14 protein-coding genes are annotated in these 15,840 nt (G+C 62.4%); 13 read left to right on the forward strand and 1 reads right to left on the reverse strand.

Features of this window, described 5'->3' with window-relative positions; all coding sequences use genetic code 11:
* Positions 1 to 23 precede the first annotated feature (23 nt).
* The 6 genes from hisI (at position 24) to BM346_RS08395 (ending at position 3,203) form a co-directional block, all read left to right on the forward strand.
* Complete coding sequence (hisI, locus tag BM346_RS08370; protein WP_092013488.1) at positions 24 to 455, forward strand: phosphoribosyl-AMP cyclohydrolase; 432 nt, start codon at positions 24 to 26, stop codon at positions 453 to 455.
* Positions 448 to 777, forward strand: coding sequence for a phosphoribosyl-ATP diphosphatase (locus tag BM346_RS08375; RefSeq protein WP_092010780.1), 330 nt, complete (start codon positions 448 to 450; stop codon positions 775 to 777). The genes hisI and BM346_RS08375 overlap by 8 nt, the downstream gene beginning before the upstream one ends.
* Positions 778 to 893: 116 nt before the next feature.
* Complete coding sequence (gene tatA / locus BM346_RS08380) at positions 894 to 1,136, forward strand: Sec-independent protein translocase subunit TatA (RefSeq protein ID WP_092010783.1); 243 nt, start codon at positions 894 to 896, stop codon at positions 1,134 to 1,136.
* A gap of 11 nt (positions 1,137 to 1,147) precedes the next feature.
* Complete coding sequence (gene tatB, locus BM346_RS08385; protein ID WP_092010786.1) at positions 1,148 to 1,702, forward strand: Sec-independent protein translocase protein TatB; 555 nt, start codon at positions 1,148 to 1,150, stop codon at positions 1,700 to 1,702.
* Complete coding sequence (tatC, locus tag BM346_RS08390) at positions 1,699 to 2,475, forward strand: twin-arginine translocase subunit TatC (protein WP_092010789.1); 777 nt, start codon at positions 1,699 to 1,701, stop codon at positions 2,473 to 2,475. Before tatB ends, tatC begins: the two co-directional genes overlap by 4 nt.
* Complete coding sequence (locus BM346_RS08395; RefSeq protein WP_092010792.1) at positions 2,472 to 3,203, forward strand: 16S rRNA (uracil(1498)-N(3))-methyltransferase; 732 nt, start codon at positions 2,472 to 2,474, stop codon at positions 3,201 to 3,203. The genes tatC and BM346_RS08395 overlap by 4 nt, the downstream gene beginning before the upstream one ends.
* Here the strand turns inward: BM346_RS08395 and BM346_RS08400 are convergent.
* Entirely contained in the window at positions 3,173 to 4,381 is a 1,209-nt protein-coding gene (locus BM346_RS08400) for an MFS transporter (protein WP_092010795.1), read from the reverse strand. The genes BM346_RS08395 and BM346_RS08400 overlap by 31 nt on opposite strands.
* Before the next feature lie 124 nt (positions 4,382 to 4,505).
* Here BM346_RS08400 and BM346_RS08405 point away from each other — a divergent pair, with 124 nt between their 5' ends.
* From BM346_RS08405 to fhuB, 7 genes are all read left to right on the forward strand, one after another.
* Positions 4,506 to 6,305 (forward strand): IucA/IucC family protein, encoded by a 1,800-nt coding sequence (locus BM346_RS08405; RefSeq protein ID WP_092010798.1) that lies wholly within the window; start codon positions 4,506 to 4,508, stop codon positions 6,303 to 6,305.
* Positions 6,265 to 7,239 (forward strand): GNAT family N-acetyltransferase, encoded by a 975-nt coding sequence (locus tag BM346_RS08410; protein ID WP_206675678.1) that lies wholly within the window; start codon positions 6,265 to 6,267, stop codon positions 7,237 to 7,239. Before BM346_RS08405 ends, BM346_RS08410 begins: the two co-directional genes overlap by 41 nt.
* 12 nt (positions 7,240 to 7,251) lie before the next feature.
* Positions 7,252 to 9,012 (forward strand): IucA/IucC family protein, encoded by a 1,761-nt coding sequence (locus tag BM346_RS08415; protein WP_092010801.1) that lies wholly within the window; start codon positions 7,252 to 7,254, stop codon positions 9,010 to 9,012.
* Entirely contained in the window at positions 9,005 to 10,393 is a 1,389-nt protein-coding gene (locus BM346_RS08420; protein WP_092010804.1) for a lysine N(6)-hydroxylase/L-ornithine N(5)-oxygenase family protein, read from the forward strand. The genes BM346_RS08415 and BM346_RS08420 overlap by 8 nt, the downstream gene beginning before the upstream one ends.
* Positions 10,394 to 10,468: 75 nt before the next feature.
* Positions 10,469 to 12,691 carry a TonB-dependent receptor gene (locus tag BM346_RS08425; protein WP_227662850.1) on the forward strand — a complete coding sequence of 741 codons (2,223 nt, stop codon included), beginning with the start codon at positions 10,469 to 10,471 and terminating at the stop codon, positions 12,689 to 12,691.
* Between the two features lie 4 nt (positions 12,692 to 12,695).
* Positions 12,696 to 13,628: an ABC transporter substrate-binding protein gene (locus tag BM346_RS08430; protein WP_092013494.1), complete on the forward strand. Its 933-nt coding sequence runs from the start codon at positions 12,696 to 12,698 to the stop codon at positions 13,626 to 13,628.
* On the forward strand, positions 13,625 to 15,643 hold the full coding sequence (gene fhuB, locus BM346_RS08435; RefSeq protein ID WP_167812617.1) for a Fe(3+)-hydroxamate ABC transporter permease FhuB: 2,019 nt from the start codon (positions 13,625 to 13,627) through the stop codon (positions 15,641 to 15,643). Before BM346_RS08430 ends, fhuB begins: the two co-directional genes overlap by 4 nt.
* Positions 15,644 to 15,840 lie beyond the last annotated feature (197 nt).

Below are 15,840 nucleotides of genomic sequence, written 5' to 3' on the forward strand. Positions count from 1 at the left end.
CAAGCATAAGCGATGTCATGAAAATGCAAGATTCAACCACTACTGTTTCCGGCACCGACTGGCTCGACAGCGTTGCCTGGAACGCCGACGGTCTGGTGCCCGCCATCGCCCAGGATGCCGCCACCGGCGACATCCTGATGATGGCCTGGATGAACCGGGAAGCACTTGAGCTGACGGCACGGGAGCAACAGGCCATCTACTGGTCCCGCTCGCGGGGCAGGCTCTGGCGCAAGGGTGAAAGCTCCGGCCATGAGCAGCGGGTGAAGGAAATCCGCATCGACTGCGACGATGACGTCATCCTGCTGAAAGTGGAACAGAAAGGCGGCATTGCCTGTCACACCGGCCGGCGCAGCTGTTTCTACCGGGCCCTTGAAGACAGCACCTGGGTCACAACGGACCCGGTACTGAAAGATCCGGGAGATATTTACGGCAGGGGAGGTCACAGCCATGAGTGATGTACTGAAACAACTGGCCCAGGTCCTGGAGGCTCGCAAGGGGGCGGACCCGGAGACTTCCTATGTTGCCAGCCTCCATGCCAGGGGCCTGAACAAGATCCTGGAAAAGGTGGGCGAGGAATGCACGGAAACCCTGATCGCCGCCAAGGATGCGGAAAGGGATGGCAAGACCGATGAAGTCATCCTCGAGACGGCGGATCTCTGGTTTCACACTCTGGTCATGCTGTCACGGTTTGACCTTGGACCGGATGATATTCTCGAGGAATTGAGCCGGCGGTTTGACCTGTCCGGACTGGAAGAAAAGGCTGCCAGGAAGCCGTAAGCCGACACCTGCAATACCCCTTACGGGGGCCCGCAGGCTACCCGGAAAAGGGTGTTCGGTTGCCGGCGCCGTTGGCGTACAATGGTATCAGGCAAGATAAACAGTGAGGTCCTGAAATGGGAATTAGTATCTGGCAACTTCTGATTGTTCTGGGCATCGTGATCCTGTTGTTCGGAACCAAGAAGCTGCGCAACATTGGCACCGACCTGGGCGGTGCCATCCGGGGCTTCAAGAAGTCCATGAGCGACGAAGACAGCCAGCAGCAGGACAAAACGGAAGCCGACTCCATCGAGAACAGGGACGAGGCGCCCGTCTACGATGCCAAAGCCGGGAAAACCGACGAAAAATCCCGTAGCTGAGCGACTGCTGAATGTTCGATATCGGCTTCATTGAGCTGGTGATCTGTGGTGTTATCGCGCTGCTGGTGCTCGGCCCGGAACGGCTGCCCGAGGCCGCCCGGACCGCTGGCCGGTGGGTGGGCGGTGCCCGACGCATGGTGAGCCAGTTCAGCTCTGAACTGGACCGCCAGCTGAAAGCCGAGGAACTCCGCAAGGAGCTTCGTAAGGCCGGTGACGAGATCGGCCTGGAAGAGGTGGAGAAAAGCGTCCGTGGCGCCCTGGACGAGGCAAAGCAGTACGAGGACATGATTCTGCCGGAGGACAGGGCCCGCAAACCCCGGGCAGCGCCCGCGACCCGCCGGGTGGCCGAAAAATCCGGGCAGCAGGCCGCGGCAGGTGACGGCCAGGAACAGCCTGCCGTACCGGAGCAGGAGGCTGCGGACTGGCAGCCCCCCGATATCCAGTACGATCCCCATGCCGTGGTAAAACAGGCCTCTCACCCTGATACACAAACGCCCGATGACACCGGGCGCGCCGCTTCCGACTCCCGGGAAGCCCCCAAGGATAAACCGGAAAGTCATTCATGAGCTCAGCCTCTCCGGGCAATCTCCCGCCTGAGCAGCAGGAAATGCCCCTTATCGAACACCTGCTGGAACTGCGCAACCGCCTGCTGAAGATGGTGCTCGCGGTTCTGGTCTGCTTTGCCGCCATCTATCCGTTCGCCAACGAGCTCTATCTTCTGCTCTCGCAGCCGCTGCGGGAACTGCTTCCCGTGGGCCAGATGATGATCGCCACCGACATCACATCGCCCTTCTTCGCGCCCCTGAAACTGGCCCTGGTGCTGGCGGTGTTCGCCGCCATTCCGGTGATTCTCTACCAGATCTGGAGCTTTATCGCCCCTGGCCTCTACGCCCACGAGAAGAAGCTGGCCTTTCCGCTCCTGTTTACCTCGGTCATTCTTTTTTACCTGGGCGCGGCCTTTGCCTATTTCGTTGTGTTTCCCCTGGTCTTCGGCTTCTTTACCGCCATTGGCCCCGAGGGCATCGTCGAGCTGCCGGACATTGCCAGTTACCTTAACTTTGTACTGAAAATGTTCTTTGCCTTCGGTGTGGCTTTCGAAATTCCCATTGCCACCATCCTGCTGATCCTCTCCGGTGCGACCACCCCCAAGGATCTGGCGGCCAAGCGGCCCTATATCGTGGTGGGCTGCTTTGTGATCGGCATGCTGCTGACACCGCCGGACATCATTTCCCAGACGCTGCTGGCCGTTCCCATGTGGCTGCTGTTCGAGCTGGGCATCCTGTTCGGCTACCTGGCGGTCCGCCATCGCCCGGACGATGGCTACCCCGACGACGCATGAACCTGGCCCTGTTGTCAGCCGAGGATCTGCGCGAGGGAGGCAAGGCACGACTGACCGGGCGCCGTCGCGATCATCTGGTTTCCGTACTCAGAGCAGGCGAGGGCGACAGCCTTGCGGTGGGCCTGGAAAATGGCCTCATGGGCACGGGGACCGTCACTCGCCTCACCGACAGCCTGGCCGAACTGGCGGTTACACTGGATCAACCGCCCCCCGCGCCGTTGCCACTGACCCTGGTGCTCGCCATGCCGCGGCCGAAAATGTTCCGCCGGGTGCTGCAGACTGTAGCGGCCCTGGGCGTCAAGGACATCTGGCTGATCAACAGCTACAAGGTGGAGAAGAGTTTCTGGCAGACTCCCTGGCTGCAGGAGGCTCAGCTGCATGAAAACCTCACGCTGGGCCTGGAGCAGGCCAAAGATACACTGATACCCACGGTGCATCTCCGCAAGCGGTTCAAGCCATTTGTGGAGGATGAATTACCGGCCCTCCTGCAGGACCGACCCGGCATCGTGGCCCATCCCGGAACCCATGAACCCTGCCCCATCCATATCAACCGACCCGCCACCCTGTGCATCGGTCCCGAAGGCGGATTCATTCCCTATGAGGTGGACAAACTGGTGGAGGCGGGTTGTGAAGCGGTGCACCTGGGCAGTCGAATCCTGCGGGTGGAGACGGCTGTTCCCGTGCTGGTGAGCCGACTCTACGATGGCTGCCTCGCCACCTTTTCCTGACCAGCTTCTCCCGGGCGAAGGCGGGCCGGTTCCAGTAGTCCCCTTCGCCACACGAAAGGGATAAGAGCCAGAAGTACCGGCGCCAGCAGAGGCAGCACGGTGGTGGCGTTTTCCGGCCGCCATTCCAACAGGCCACCACCTGCCAGCGTGCCCACGGCATAGCCCCAGGTATGAATGCTGGTCAGGCGACCGGCAACCAGGCCATGGGCCTGCGGCCACCTGGCCCGCAGCACCATGCCATACCACGGTGTGAGCACCGCCACACCGGCGGAGAAAAGCACGACCCCGGCAAGGATACCGGCTGGAGATGCCGCCGTTGCCAGCCCGAGCCCCCCACCGAGCAGCAGACAAAACCAGAGCGCAGACAATGGCACGATGCCGGAAACCCACCGGTGCACGACCAGGCCACTGACAACGCCGCTGACTGATGCCGTTGCCAGCACCAGGCCGGTCAGAGCGGTTGCCTGATCGGCACCGATACCCAGGATGTGCCTGATCCAGGGTCCGAGGACAAACTGCAGCACCCCCACGAAGGCGGTCAGCACCAACGCCAAGGTGTAGACCGGCCACGCCTCCCGCCAGAGCGGTATCTCAGGGCTAAGACCCGGGGTTCTGCCGGAAGCGGTCCGCCCGCTGCCCTGCGGCAACAGGTGCAGCGCCGACAGGGCAAGACCAACGAGGCCCATCGCCACCAATCCTCCGAGAACCGTGACCAGTGCGGCAGCCGCCATCCCCACGGGCCCCAGCAGACGCCCCGAATGGGTTGCCGCCTGCAACCGGGCCAGCCGGAAGGACCACTGCGCCGGCACTGCCCCGCTCAGGGCCAGCGTCTGGGCGGCGGGGAAGACACCTCCGGCACCAACGCCGTGGAACAGGCGGGCCAGAAGGGCGATACCTATCAGCCAGCCGGCCGAGGGCGCCCACAGGATGGCACCGAGCAACAGGAAGTAGCCAGTCAGCACCAGCGCCATGGTGTGTCTTAACACCCAATAACTGCCGTTACGTTCAACAAACCGGCCCCACACCGGAGCGCCAGCCATCACCGGTACCATGCCGGCCGCCATGATCACTGCCCAGTAACCAGCGGAAAGCCCACTGGTTTCGATCAGCCACGGCAGGCTGGTGGTCAGCGCGGCCTGCAGCAGGCCCATGGTGAGAACCGGTCCCCATGCGTCCATTCCCCGAGTCACATCCTCTCCTTCGGCAGCTTCCACAGGTCCTAATTAATCAATTCTTAATTGCGAACGATTATTATTTAGTTTAAGGTTTTTGGCAACGGCTCACTATTAAAAGGACGTCAGGATGACTACCCGGATCAACGCCTTCAATGCCTCCTTTAATGCTTACTTCAACGCCCTCATCCGCGAACTGGGACCCTTTGGTTTCTACCCCGCCCAGAATGATGACCGGTGCGGGCACTTCGTGATTCCGGACGGTGACCGCAACCGCCTGATCGTGCCCTGCCAGCACCGATCCCAGGCCGGCAGGCATATTCTTGGCTCCAGCGCCCAGCTGGAACGGGGCAACCAGCGAACCAACCTCACCTTCCCGGAAGCCGTGGCCTGGACCCTGACCCTGCCAATGGTTCAACGGATTGCCCCCCCGGCCGTGCGCAAGGCCTTCCAGGCACGGGTACTGAGCAGCGAGCACAATCTGAAACACCTGATGATGCGCTCCAACCAGTGCCTGGACGAGATATTTACCCATGACCACAACTTCATCGCCTCGGAGCAGGGGCTGATCCACGGCCATTCCATTCATCCCTGCCCCAAGGACCGGGGTAACATGTCCACCAGTGAGGCTCTTAACTATGCGCCCGAGTTCCGGGGACGATTCGGCCTTGCCTGGTACAGCGTGGATCATCGCAACCTTTTCTCCTGCCAGGGCGGGCGGGAATCGACGGAAAGCATGGTTGCCTCCCTGATGGCCCGTCGTGGCGGTCCGGCAATGGCGGCCCACCTTCCCGGTCACAGCCTGATTCCCTGCCACCCTTTCCAGCACCAGCACTGGCAGGCCAGCCGTGTGGTCCGGAAACTGCAGGCAGAGGGACGCATCCGTTTTCTGGGAATGGGTGAAGCGGACTGGCGGGCCACATCGTCCCTGAGAGCCATCTGGTCCCAGCACCACGACTGGATGCTCAAGTTCAGTCTGAGTGTGCGGCTGACCAATTCCATCCGCCACCTGCAGCCTGAAGAGGCCATCCGGGGTCCGGGCCTGGCCCGCCTGCTTGACCGGGAGCCCCTGCGGGGCTGGCTGAAGGATACCCACCGATTCCGGATACTCCACGAACCCGCCACCCTGGCGATCTGTGACGACGAAGGCCAGCCTCTCCCCGAGACAACCGTGGTTTTCAGGGACAATCCTTTCAGTGGCACCGGCCAGGATCAGTGTGAACTGCTGGCCACGCTGTTGCAGGACGATCCGCGTAGTGGCCTGTCCCGACTTGCCCAGCGGCTGATCAGATCGGGCACGGGGGGCCGTGAATGGTTCCAGCGCTACCTGGAGGTGATCGTCGAGCCACTACTGAATGCGCAGAGCCGTTATGGCCTGCTGTTCGGAGCCCATCAACAGAACCTGGTCCTGAAACTGGACCAGCGCCAATACCCCACGGCCGCATGGTTCCGGGACTGCCAGGGCACCGGCTTTACCTCCCAGGCCCGGAAGTCCCTGGGCAGATCGGTTACAGCGCTGGTACAGAACGGCGACAACCAGCCCCCAGACGATCTCGGCATCCGCCTGTTCTGCTACTACCTGTTCATCAACAGCACCTTCAACGTCATCACCACGCTGGCGGCCGCCGGCCTGGCATCCGAGCCGCTTCTTCTCAACGAGCTCAGAAGCTGGCTCGGCCGCAAGCGCCGGGAATGTACCGGCGACCCGGCAGCAATGGACTACCTGCTTGAGAGCCAGGTGCTGCATGCCAAGAACAACCTGCTCTGCTGCCTGAAGGGGCTGAATGAGAACACCCTGGGGGAGGACATCGCCTCCATCTACCATCCGGTGCCCAACCCCCTGTGTCAGAAGAATTCCATCAACACACTCAACATGGAGGTTTCCCCCAATGAGCCCGTGTCCCCTCAATCTCAATACCAGGTTATCTGATGACCGGAGCCAGGTCCTGCTCAACGACGGTCCGGACCAGTGGCTCATGAATCTCGAATCTTGCGGAAGCTCGGTCCGGATCCGGTCCTGCGAGGGCCCGGTCCCTTCAGCTGATCAGGCACCGGTGCTGATTGACCACCTGTTCCACCATCTGCAGCCGGCATCACTGGTCCTGACGCCGCTCATGGCCGAGTTCCTTGGGGCAGACCAGCCTGCCTGCCTGCATCTCGAGGATCACGGTCAGCTTCGGCGCGATGCCTTCTACCAGACCCGTGAGCACTGGCTGGCTCCCGAACTGCTGCCTGTAATGCCGGATGTAACCACTGAAACCGGGAGCATCACCCATCCCCTGCGGCCTAAGGTGGGCGATGAGATCCTCTACCGGCGTCTGGTGCCGGCCCTTGGCAAAACGGTCACCCTGCGCCAGGCCAGCGCCAGCGTGGACGGCGAAGCGTTCCATCGGTGGCAGAACGACCCACGCATCGCCCGGTTCTGGGAATACCCTTTTGGCCGCCAGGAGCTGGACACCATGCTCGAGGAGCGGCGGGCCGACCCCCACAGCCTGCCCCTGATTCTGGAAGCGGACGGTGAACGGGTGGGCTATTTCGAGTGTTACTACGTTCGGGAAGACCGTCTTGGTCCTTACTGCGACCACTTTCCCTGGGATCAGGGCATGCACATGCTGGTGGGCGAGCGACAGTTTCTCGGGCGCTCGCTGACTCCGGTGTGGCTGAACACCCTCAGCCATTTCCTGTTTCTCCGCGAGCCCCGCACCACGGCCCTGTGGGGCGAGCCCAGAGCCGACAACGAGGCACTGCTGGCTTATCTCCGGACGACCACCTGGGAGCATCGGGGTGAGTTCGATTTCCCCCACAAGCGCGCTGCGCGGCTCTGTAATCCCCGCCAGAGCTTTTTTGAAAATACCCGACTGTAGGGGGATGGCACCATGAATCAACTTTCTTCTTCACTTGCCAACTGGCATGCACTGAATCGCCGACTTGCCGCCAAAATCATGGCCGAGTGCAGTTTCGAGGGCTGCCTGACCCCCGAGCCCCTGGACGAGGGGCGGTACCGACTGATGGCATCCGGCCACTGCTACGACTTTCTGGCGCGGCCTACGGCCTGGGGCTGGCTACGAATACGGCCGGGCAGTCTGACCCGCAATGGCGCTCCTCTGACCTCGGCGAGCGAGCTGATCCTCGACTGCGCGCCGCAGCTTGCCATGGATGATATTACCCTGGGCAATTTCCTGGAGGAGCTGAACAACACCCTTGCCGGCGATGCACAGCAGCAGGCCGCCCTGGCCGGCCGCCGTGCCGCCGAACTGCTGGATCTGCCAGCGGGCAAGCTTGAGGGCCTGCTGGACGGTCACCCCAAGGCACTGGCCAGCCGTGGACGGCTGGGCTGGGGCCAGGATGACATGCAGCAGTGGGCGCCCGAGTCCACCCGGAATTTCCGTTTGCGCTGGCTGGCTGTCCGGCTGGCGGAAGGGGTGACCGTCCATGGCCGGCCCGATCCCGAGCAATGCCTGCATCCCGAAGAATTGTCGACATTCCGCCGTGATTTTCCGGCACTGGAATGGGCGCTCATGCCCGTTCATCCCTGGCAGTGGCAACGGTATATCCGGCCCCAGTACGCCGCCCGATTCGCGTCCGGCGATCTGGTGGACCTGGGCCTGGCCGGTCCCTCCTGGCGCCCCCAGGCCTCAATCCGGACGCTGTCGAATACCAGGGATGCCAGCAGCTGTGACCTGAAACTGTCGCTGACCATCCTCAACACCTCCTGTTACCGGGGCATTCCGCCAGCCTCCATGACGGTTGCGCCCGGGCTGTCCGCCTGGCTGGCCAGACTCGTCGGCCATGACCCTGAACTCCTCGTCCGGGGCCTCACTGTGCAAAAGGAACTTGGCGGCATCCACGTCGCCCAGGGGGGTCAGGAGCGCATCCCCGGGACACCGTACCGTTATCGGGAAACGCTGGCAGCGGTATGGCGCGAGAGCCTTCCCAGCAAGACCGGGGCAAACGAGCAGGGATTTCTGCTCGCCACCCTCATGCAGACCGATGGCCAGGGCCAGCCATTGATCGCCGAGATGATCCGGCGCTCAGGACTCTGCGCCGAGGATTGGGTGATCCGTCTGTTCGACCGGGTCACGATCCCCCTCTATCACCTGCTATGCCGGTATGGCATTGGCCTCGTGGCCCATGGCCAGAATCTGGGGCTCATCCTGGATCGCTGGCGTCCGGCCCGCGTGGTGATAAAAGATTTCCACGGCGACCTGCGTGCCGCTGACTCCTCTCTTCCGGAGCGAGCGGGCGTACCCGGCAATCTCCTGGCCCACCTCACCCGCCTGCCTCCGGCACACCTGTTCCACGACCTCTACACCGGCCACCTGGTAACCACCCTGAGGTTCGTCTCCCCCCTTCTTGAAGAGGAACCGGGGCTGCCGGAATCGCACTTTTACCGCCTCCTGGCGGAGCGGGTTCGCGCCTATCAACAGCAGCACCCGGAACTTTGGGAAAGTTTCCGCCAATTCGATCTCCTCAGGCCGAGCGTGGAGAGGGTCTGCATCAATCGCGCCCGCTTCCGCATCGGCTATGGGGATGATGCCAGACGCCCTTTACCGGAACTGGGCATTCCCCTCAACAACCCCCTGTCTGACCACGGACTGTCTTTCGACCCCATGATCAAGGAGACCTCACATGACTGATACGGACACTCATTCGCCCACCCTTGACCTGGCCGGTATCGGAATCGGGCCTTTCAACCTCAGTATCGCAGCCCTGCTGGATGACATGGGGGGGCTTCGCAGCGCCTTCTTCGACAGCAAGCCGGAGTTTTCCTGGCATGAAGGCATGGCACTGCCCGGCGCGCGCCTGCAGACGTCCTGCCTGAAGGACCTGGTAACGGGTGTGGCGCCCTGCAATCGCCACAGCTTTCTGAATTACCTGGTACAGCACGGGCGTTTCTACAGCTACCTGAGTTCCGGGCTCCCGGCCATCAGCCGGGCGGAGTTTGCGGATTATCTGGGCTGGGCCGCCACACGGATCGATCAGCTCAACTGGTCCAGCCCGGTGGAGTCCGTCGATTTCCGGAATGGTCTCTTTGAGCTCACCGTTGCCGGCCGGAAGGCTGCGGTGCGCAGCCGTCATGTCAGCCTGGGCACGGGGATCCGGCCCCATATTCCGGCCAGCTGCGGGGGCCTGATGGGGCAACGCTGCTTCCACAGCATCGACATCATGAAACGGAACCCGGACGTTACTGGTGAGCGTGTGGTAGTGATCGGCGGCGGCCAGTCCGGAGCGGAGGTGGTACTCGCGCTCCTGGACGGGGTCTGGGGGAAGCCTGCCCAGGTCTCCCTCATTTCGCGCAGGCCAAACCTGGAGCCGCTGGATGAAACCCCCTTCACAAACGACTATTTCACACCTCCCTACGTTACCGCTTTCCAGGGGCTGGACGAAGAGCAGCGTCGCAACCTGGTCCGGTACCAGAAGCTGGCGTCCGACGGCATCTCACCTTCGACGCTCAATGCACTCTATCAGCGCCTGTATGAATTCCGACACACCAACCCGGCCACCCCGCCACCGCGGCTGCTTCCGGGAAGAGACCTGTATGCGGGGTCGGCTGCAGCCGATTGCCCGATAAGACTTCTGACCCGCAACCGCCTCGACGGCAGTTTCGAGGGGTGGGAAGCGGATCGCGTCATCCTGTGCACAGGCTTCGAGCATCAGTTGCCTGAGTGCCTCGCTCCCCTGAAAGGTCGCCTGGAGCTGGACAGCCAGGGCCGGCCGCGTCTTGGCCCGGACTTTCAGATGCGTTGGGACGGACCCGACCACAACCATATCTACGCCGTGAACCAGGGCCGTTACAGCCATGGCATTGCCGATTCCCAGCTCAGCCTGATGTGCTGGCGCTCTGCCCGGATTCTCAACCACCTGTGCAAGCGAGACGCCTTCCCGACCCGTCATCACGACAGCCCGGTGCAATGGCTGCCCGAGTCAGCACTGAGCCGACTCCAGCCCGGCAGGACGGATGTGTTCGGCGATCGATCTTCCCAGCCTGCCAAACCCGTCACCTTTCCCAGCTTTTGAATCATTATGAGAATCGTTTACACTTGCGAACGCCTCAAACCCTGGATTCCAAATTTCTTACAAGGAGTAGACCTCGTGATCCCGTCCCTGAGCCACAAGACCTGGGTTCCCGCCCTGTTCGGCCTTGCCATCTCCCATGCCAGTATCGGCCACGCAACCACCTCTTTGGATGAGCTGGTGGTGGTGGGCAGCCGTGCTCCGGCCCAGATCAGTGAAGTACCTGGCACTGTGTGGGTAGTGGATGAGGAAGAGATCACCACCCAGGCCAGCACTGGCAAGACACTCAAACAGATTCTTGGTGAACTGGTTCCGAGTCTGGACGCCGGCCCCCAGGGGCGGACGAACTATGGCCAGAACATGCGGGGCCGTAAGGCTCTGGTCATGATCGACGGCGTTTCCCTGAATTCCTCAAGGGCCGTCAGCCGCCAGTTCGACAGCATCGATCCGTTCAATATCGCCCGGATCGAGGTGCTCTCCGGTGCCACAGCACTTTATGGTGGGGGTGCAACCGGTGGAATCATTAACATTGTCACCAAGAAAGGCAAGGCGGGCGAAACCCGTTTCTCCTCCAAAGTGGGGGCATCCTCTGGATTCAATGACGGCGACGATTTCGCCTATGAGGCCGCTCAATCCATCAGCGGTGGCAATGACCGGGTTCAGGCCCGGCTCGGCGTAGCCTTTGGCCAGAATGGTGCGACTTACGATGCCGATGGCGACCCGGTCAAACCTGATGTCACCCAGACAGACCTGCAGTACAACCGTTCAATCGATGTGCTGGGCAACGTTGGGGTCTGGCTTAACGACAATCATCGCCTGGATGTCACGGCACAGTACTATGACTCCCGTTATAACGGCGACACCGGTCTCTACCTGGGCGAAGATTTCGATGCGGTTACCGGCGTCAACCCCGGTGCATTCGGAATCCGGGACGGTGTCGATTTTGACCAGGAACCCGCCACGGAACGATACCAGATCAGCCTGAACTACCAGGCTTACGACGTTCTTGGCCACACTTTCTATGCCCAAGCCTATACCCGGGACGAGGCGCTCAACTTCCATCCGTTCCCCTACGTCAGGCCAGATGGTAGTGGCGGACTGCAGCAGGGATCCTACTACTCCGCATCCCGCCAGGAAACTGCCCTGTCCGGCATCAAGCTGCTGATGACCAGAGACCTTTCCGACATGACCATGAGTTACGGAGTCGACTACTCCCGCGAACGTTTTGAAGGCGATCAGACGCTGTTTGATCTGGCCAAGGCCGCCAGCAGCGGTGGTCTGATCGCGGACAGGACCGATGTCGTGGGACGCTACCCCGACACGGACATCGACACTCTGGCCCCGTTCCTGCAGTTCGATTATCAACTGACTCCTGACCTCAGCCTCAGCGGCGGACTCCGGTACGAGAATGTCAAAACGGAAATCGGCGACTTCGTCGATTCGGACTTCCAGGTCATGGTGGCCCAGGGGCTGATCAGTTCCGCCGAAGCCATTCCCGGCGGCGAAGAGAGCTATGACGAGTTCCTGGCGAACCTCGGCGCTGTCTACGAGCTTTCTCCGGATCAGCAGATCTGGACCAACTACAGCCAGGGCTCCACCCTGCCCGACCCGGCCAAGTGGTACGGTCAGGGAACGTACACGATATCCGACGGTCAGGCTGCGCTGGACAATGCCGTCACTGTGAATGGTTCACCGCTGCAACAGGTTAAGACCGACCAGGTGGAACTGGGCTGGCGCGCGGCGAGGGCCGGATGGGATGCGCAGGTCGCCCTGTACTATGCCTGGTCGGACAAGGAGGTGGCCTATGACCGCCAGGAGCTCACCGTCGTGGTCAACGACAACGAGACCCGGAACTACGGGCTGGAAGCCAGCGCCGCTTTCCATCCCACCACAAGCTGGACGGTGGGTGGAACCACCCACCTGACCCGGGGCGAAGTGAAAGTAAACGGGGACTGGCAGAAAGCGAGTCTGACGGATGCCAGCATGTCCAAAGTGACAGGCTATGTCGACTGGCATGATGCCTATAATCAGCTTCGCTTCCAGGGCAAGCACCTGATGGACGTGGAGGATGAGAGCGGAAACGAACTGGAGGGGCGTACCACCTTTGATCTGATCGGGAATCGTCAGCTGCCGGTTGGTCAGGTGTCTCTCGGAATCATCAACCTGTTCAATGAAGACTATTCCACAGTGTGGGGACAGCGCTCCGTAATCTTCTACACCCCCTTCTACGGACCGGAGGAAATGTTCGACTACAAGGGTCAGGGCCGCACCTACACCCTGACATACTCCGTGGATTATTAATGGAATGCTGAAGGCAAGACATCCGGGGCCCGCCTTGCGGGCCCTGTTACTGCTTGTGGTTTGCACCACCGCCAGCGCCGGCACCGTGATTACCCACGAGGCCGGCGAAGTGCGTTTTGAGGAGCCGCCACAGAGGGTGGTGGCCCTCAACTGGTGGCTGGCCGAACATCTGCTGGCCCTCGGTGTCGTCCCCGTGGGGGTGACCGAGCGGGAAGGCTACAGACAATGGGTGGCCGAGCCGCCGCTGCCGGACTCGGTCAGGTCCGTGGGCCGGCGACAGTCGCCCAATCTGGAAGCGATCCGCGCCCTGAAGCCGGACCTGATCCTGGTGTCCGGCCACCTTATGGCCGCTGTGCCGGCGCTGAAGACGATCGCCCCCACTGTCGTGCAGACCACCTACGAGGCCGACTCCAATCCCTGGATCAGGGCCCGGGCACACCTCATCACCCTGGGCCGGATCCTGGAGCGGGAAGACCGTGCCCGGCAAGTCATCCAGCAGGCCGAGGACGAGCTGCGCCTCACCCGCCAACAACTGGCAGAGGCCGGACTGGCGGGACAAACCGCCTTTCTTGTTCGATTTCTCGATGATAAGCGGCTTCGCATCCATGGCGAAAATTCCATGCTCCATCAGGCTCTTGTCCAGGCTGGCCTGGCCAACGCCTGGCAGCAGCCCACCAATCTGTGGGGGTTCACCCCCGGCACGGTGGCGGACCTGGGTGGCCATCCGGATGCATGGCTGATCTATGTTCGGCCATGGCCGGAAAGCGACCGGGAGAGGCTGCAGGCCAGCCCACTGTGGCCCTACCTCCCCATGGCCCGTCATGGTCGCATCGTCGGCGTTGGGCCGGTATGGACCTTTGGCGGGGTACTGAGTGTGCCCCGCATGGCACAGATGCTGGCCGACCAGTTGCTGGCAGGACCGGAAGACCGCCGATGAAATCCCTGACCGATGCTGCCCCCGATAATCGCAGTCCAGCCATGACAGCCTCGTTCAAGCTGCTGTTGCTTGTGCTGACACTTTTGACCATCGGTATGGTTCTGTCCCCGGCAACCGATGCTGACAACCTGGCCAGACTGTATCCGGCCCTGTGGCTGTCCGAGTCCGCCAGTTTCGAGACCGCAGTTCTGCACTATACCCTCCTGCCCCGCATCGCCGTCGCGCTGCTCACCGGCGCCGCACTGGGCTTTGCCGGCACCCTGGTACAGCAGGTGCTGCGAAACCCCCTTGCCGCGCCCACCACCCTCGGCGTCGCCGCCGGCTCCCAGCTGGTGCTTGGCCTGGTGATGCTGCTGGCTCCCAGCCTGCTGGCATGGCGCGAGGCGTGGGCGATGCTGGGCGGGCTGGCGGCGCTGGGACTGGTGCTTGTGATGGGCGCGCGACGCGGTTTCGATCCACTTACCCTTACCCTCTGCGGACTGATCGTCAGCCTCTACCTGGGGGCCATCAACACGGTGATTCTGCTGTTCAATCACGAACAGCTGGCCGGGCTGTTTATCTGGGGGGCCGGCGAACTGAGCCAGACCGACTGGCGCAGCAGCCGGGAACTGCTACCGCATCTGCTCGCCGCCGCGGTTGTTGCCCTGCTCCTGTGGCGGCCATTACAGGCTCTGGACCTGGGAACGGAAGGAGCCCGGTCCCTGGGCCTCTCTCCGGGCATTGTCCGCACCGTGGCGCTCCTGCTGGCAGTCTACCTGACTGCGCTGACGGTCAGTCATGTGGGTGTGGTCGGCTTCATCGGCCTTGCCGCTCCGGCCATTGTGAAACTGCTTGGTGCCCGCACACTGCGCCAGCGCCTGTTGTTCAGCGCCCTGGCCGGCGCCCTGCTGTGTCTGGTGGCCGATGGTCTGGCGCAGCAGCTGACCCGGGCCTTCGGCCACCTGCTGTTCCCCACCGGAGCCGCTACCGCCCTGCTCGGCGGCCCTGTTCTGCTCTGGGTGCTGACCCACAATCGCTTCATACCCTCCCGGCCCGCGGAAGCATCGGTCTTCACCATTCAACGGCGGGGCGTTTCATGGCTGGGGGTCATTCTCCTGATGGCGATCGTTTTGGCGAGCCTGGCTGTCACCCTCGGACTCGGGCCAACCTGGGACGGATGGCGCTGGACCCTGCCGGGGCTTGACCCTGCATTACTGGCCATGCGTCTGCCGCGGTCCGCGACGGCATTGATGGCGGGCGTGCTCCTGGCCGGTGCCGGCGTGATCGTCCAGCGTCTGACCCGCAACCCCATGGCCAGCCCGGAACTGCTGGGCATCAGCACCGGCGCCGCCCTGGGGATGGTGGTGCTGGTGCTGGCCGTGGGCACGGGTAGCCGGACCCTGCAGATGATGGCCGGGGGCCTTGGGGGGACTCTGGTTCTGATAGCCCTGCTGATGCTGAGCAGGCGCAGTGGTTTCTCGCCCCAGCGCCTGCTCCTTGGCGGAATTGCCCTCTCCGCTCTGCTGGATGCCGGCATCCGGATGGTGCTGGCCATGGGAGATACCGAAGCTGTGACTCTGCTTAACTGGCTGGCAGGCTCCACCTGGCTCTCGGGACAACAGGATGCCCTCACCCTGGCGGCAATGACCCCGGTCCTGCTGGTCATGGCTCTCCTTGCCAGCCGCTGGCTGGACATGCTCCCTCTCGGCGAGGCGTCGGCAAGGGCCCTGGGACTGCCCCTGTCCCCGGTGAGGCTTGCCCTGCTGTTACTGGCCGCACTGATGACCGCCGCGGCCACCCTGGTAGTGGGTCCGCTGTCCTTCGTCGGGCTGATGGCACCACACCTTGCCCGGCTACTGGGCTATCAGCGGGCCCTCCCGCAAATGCTGGCGGCCTTTGCCCTGGGCGGACTGCTGATGCTGTGGGCGGACTGGCTGGCCCGCTCACTGGTGTATCCCTACGAACTGCCGGCCGGGCTTGTGGCCACGCTGATCGGGGGCGGCTACTTCCTAGTCAGGCTATATCGCGAGCGGTAGCACTTCCCTGGCCTCCGGGCAGAGACGTACCGTGCGCTCAGGCTCCGAAACATTTTTTTGATTATTTCACTGTTGGAACTTTTCAACGAAAAGTTCTAATGCTATACCTGCAAGTGTCGATGTTTCAGACAGGCACCGAACCCCTTAAAACAATAAGGCGCCTGCTACGGCCGGTTTTCCCCGAAAGCCGGACCATA

Origin of the sequence: Marinobacter daqiaonensis (assembly GCF_900115285.1) — a bacterium.
Lineage (GTDB): Bacteria > Pseudomonadota > Gammaproteobacteria > Pseudomonadales > Oleiphilaceae > Marinobacter > Marinobacter daqiaonensis.

What these genes read in the sequence shown, in the direction of transcription:
- fhuB (WP_167812617.1), top strand. Translation starts at nt 13,625, where the DNA reads ATGAAATCCCTGACCGATGCTGCCCCCGATAATCGCAGTCCAGCCATG.
- BM346_RS08395 (WP_092010792.1), top strand. Translation starts at nt 2,472, where the DNA reads ATGAACCTGGCCCTGTTGTCAGCCGAGGATCTGCGCGAGGGAGGCAAG.
- BM346_RS08410 (WP_206675678.1), top strand. Translation starts at nt 6,265, where the DNA reads ATGAGCCCGTGTCCCCTCAATCTCAATACCAGGTTATCTGATGACCGG.
- BM346_RS08430 (WP_092013494.1), top strand. Translation starts at nt 12,696, where the DNA reads ATGCTGAAGGCAAGACATCCGGGGCCCGCCTTGCGGGCCCTGTTACTG.
- BM346_RS08420 (WP_092010804.1), top strand. Translation starts at nt 9,005, where the DNA reads ATGACTGATACGGACACTCATTCGCCCACCCTTGACCTGGCCGGTATC.
- BM346_RS08375 (WP_092010780.1), top strand. Translation starts at nt 448, where the DNA reads ATGAGTGATGTACTGAAACAACTGGCCCAGGTCCTGGAGGCTCGCAAG.
- BM346_RS08400 (WP_092010795.1), bottom strand. Translation starts at nt 4,381, where the DNA reads ATGGACGCATGGGGACCGGTTCTCACCATGGGCCTGCTGCAGGCCGCG.
- BM346_RS08415 (WP_092010801.1), top strand. Translation starts at nt 7,252, where the DNA reads ATGAATCAACTTTCTTCTTCACTTGCCAACTGGCATGCACTGAATCGC.
- tatB (WP_092010786.1), top strand. Translation starts at nt 1,148, where the DNA reads ATGTTCGATATCGGCTTCATTGAGCTGGTGATCTGTGGTGTTATCGCG.
- hisI (WP_092013488.1), top strand. Translation starts at nt 24, where the DNA reads ATGCAAGATTCAACCACTACTGTTTCCGGCACCGACTGGCTCGACAGC.
- tatC (WP_092010789.1), top strand. Translation starts at nt 1,699, where the DNA reads ATGAGCTCAGCCTCTCCGGGCAATCTCCCGCCTGAGCAGCAGGAAATG.
- tatA (WP_092010783.1), top strand. Translation starts at nt 894, where the DNA reads ATGGGAATTAGTATCTGGCAACTTCTGATTGTTCTGGGCATCGTGATC.
- BM346_RS08405 (WP_092010798.1), top strand. Translation starts at nt 4,506, where the DNA reads ATGACTACCCGGATCAACGCCTTCAATGCCTCCTTTAATGCTTACTTC.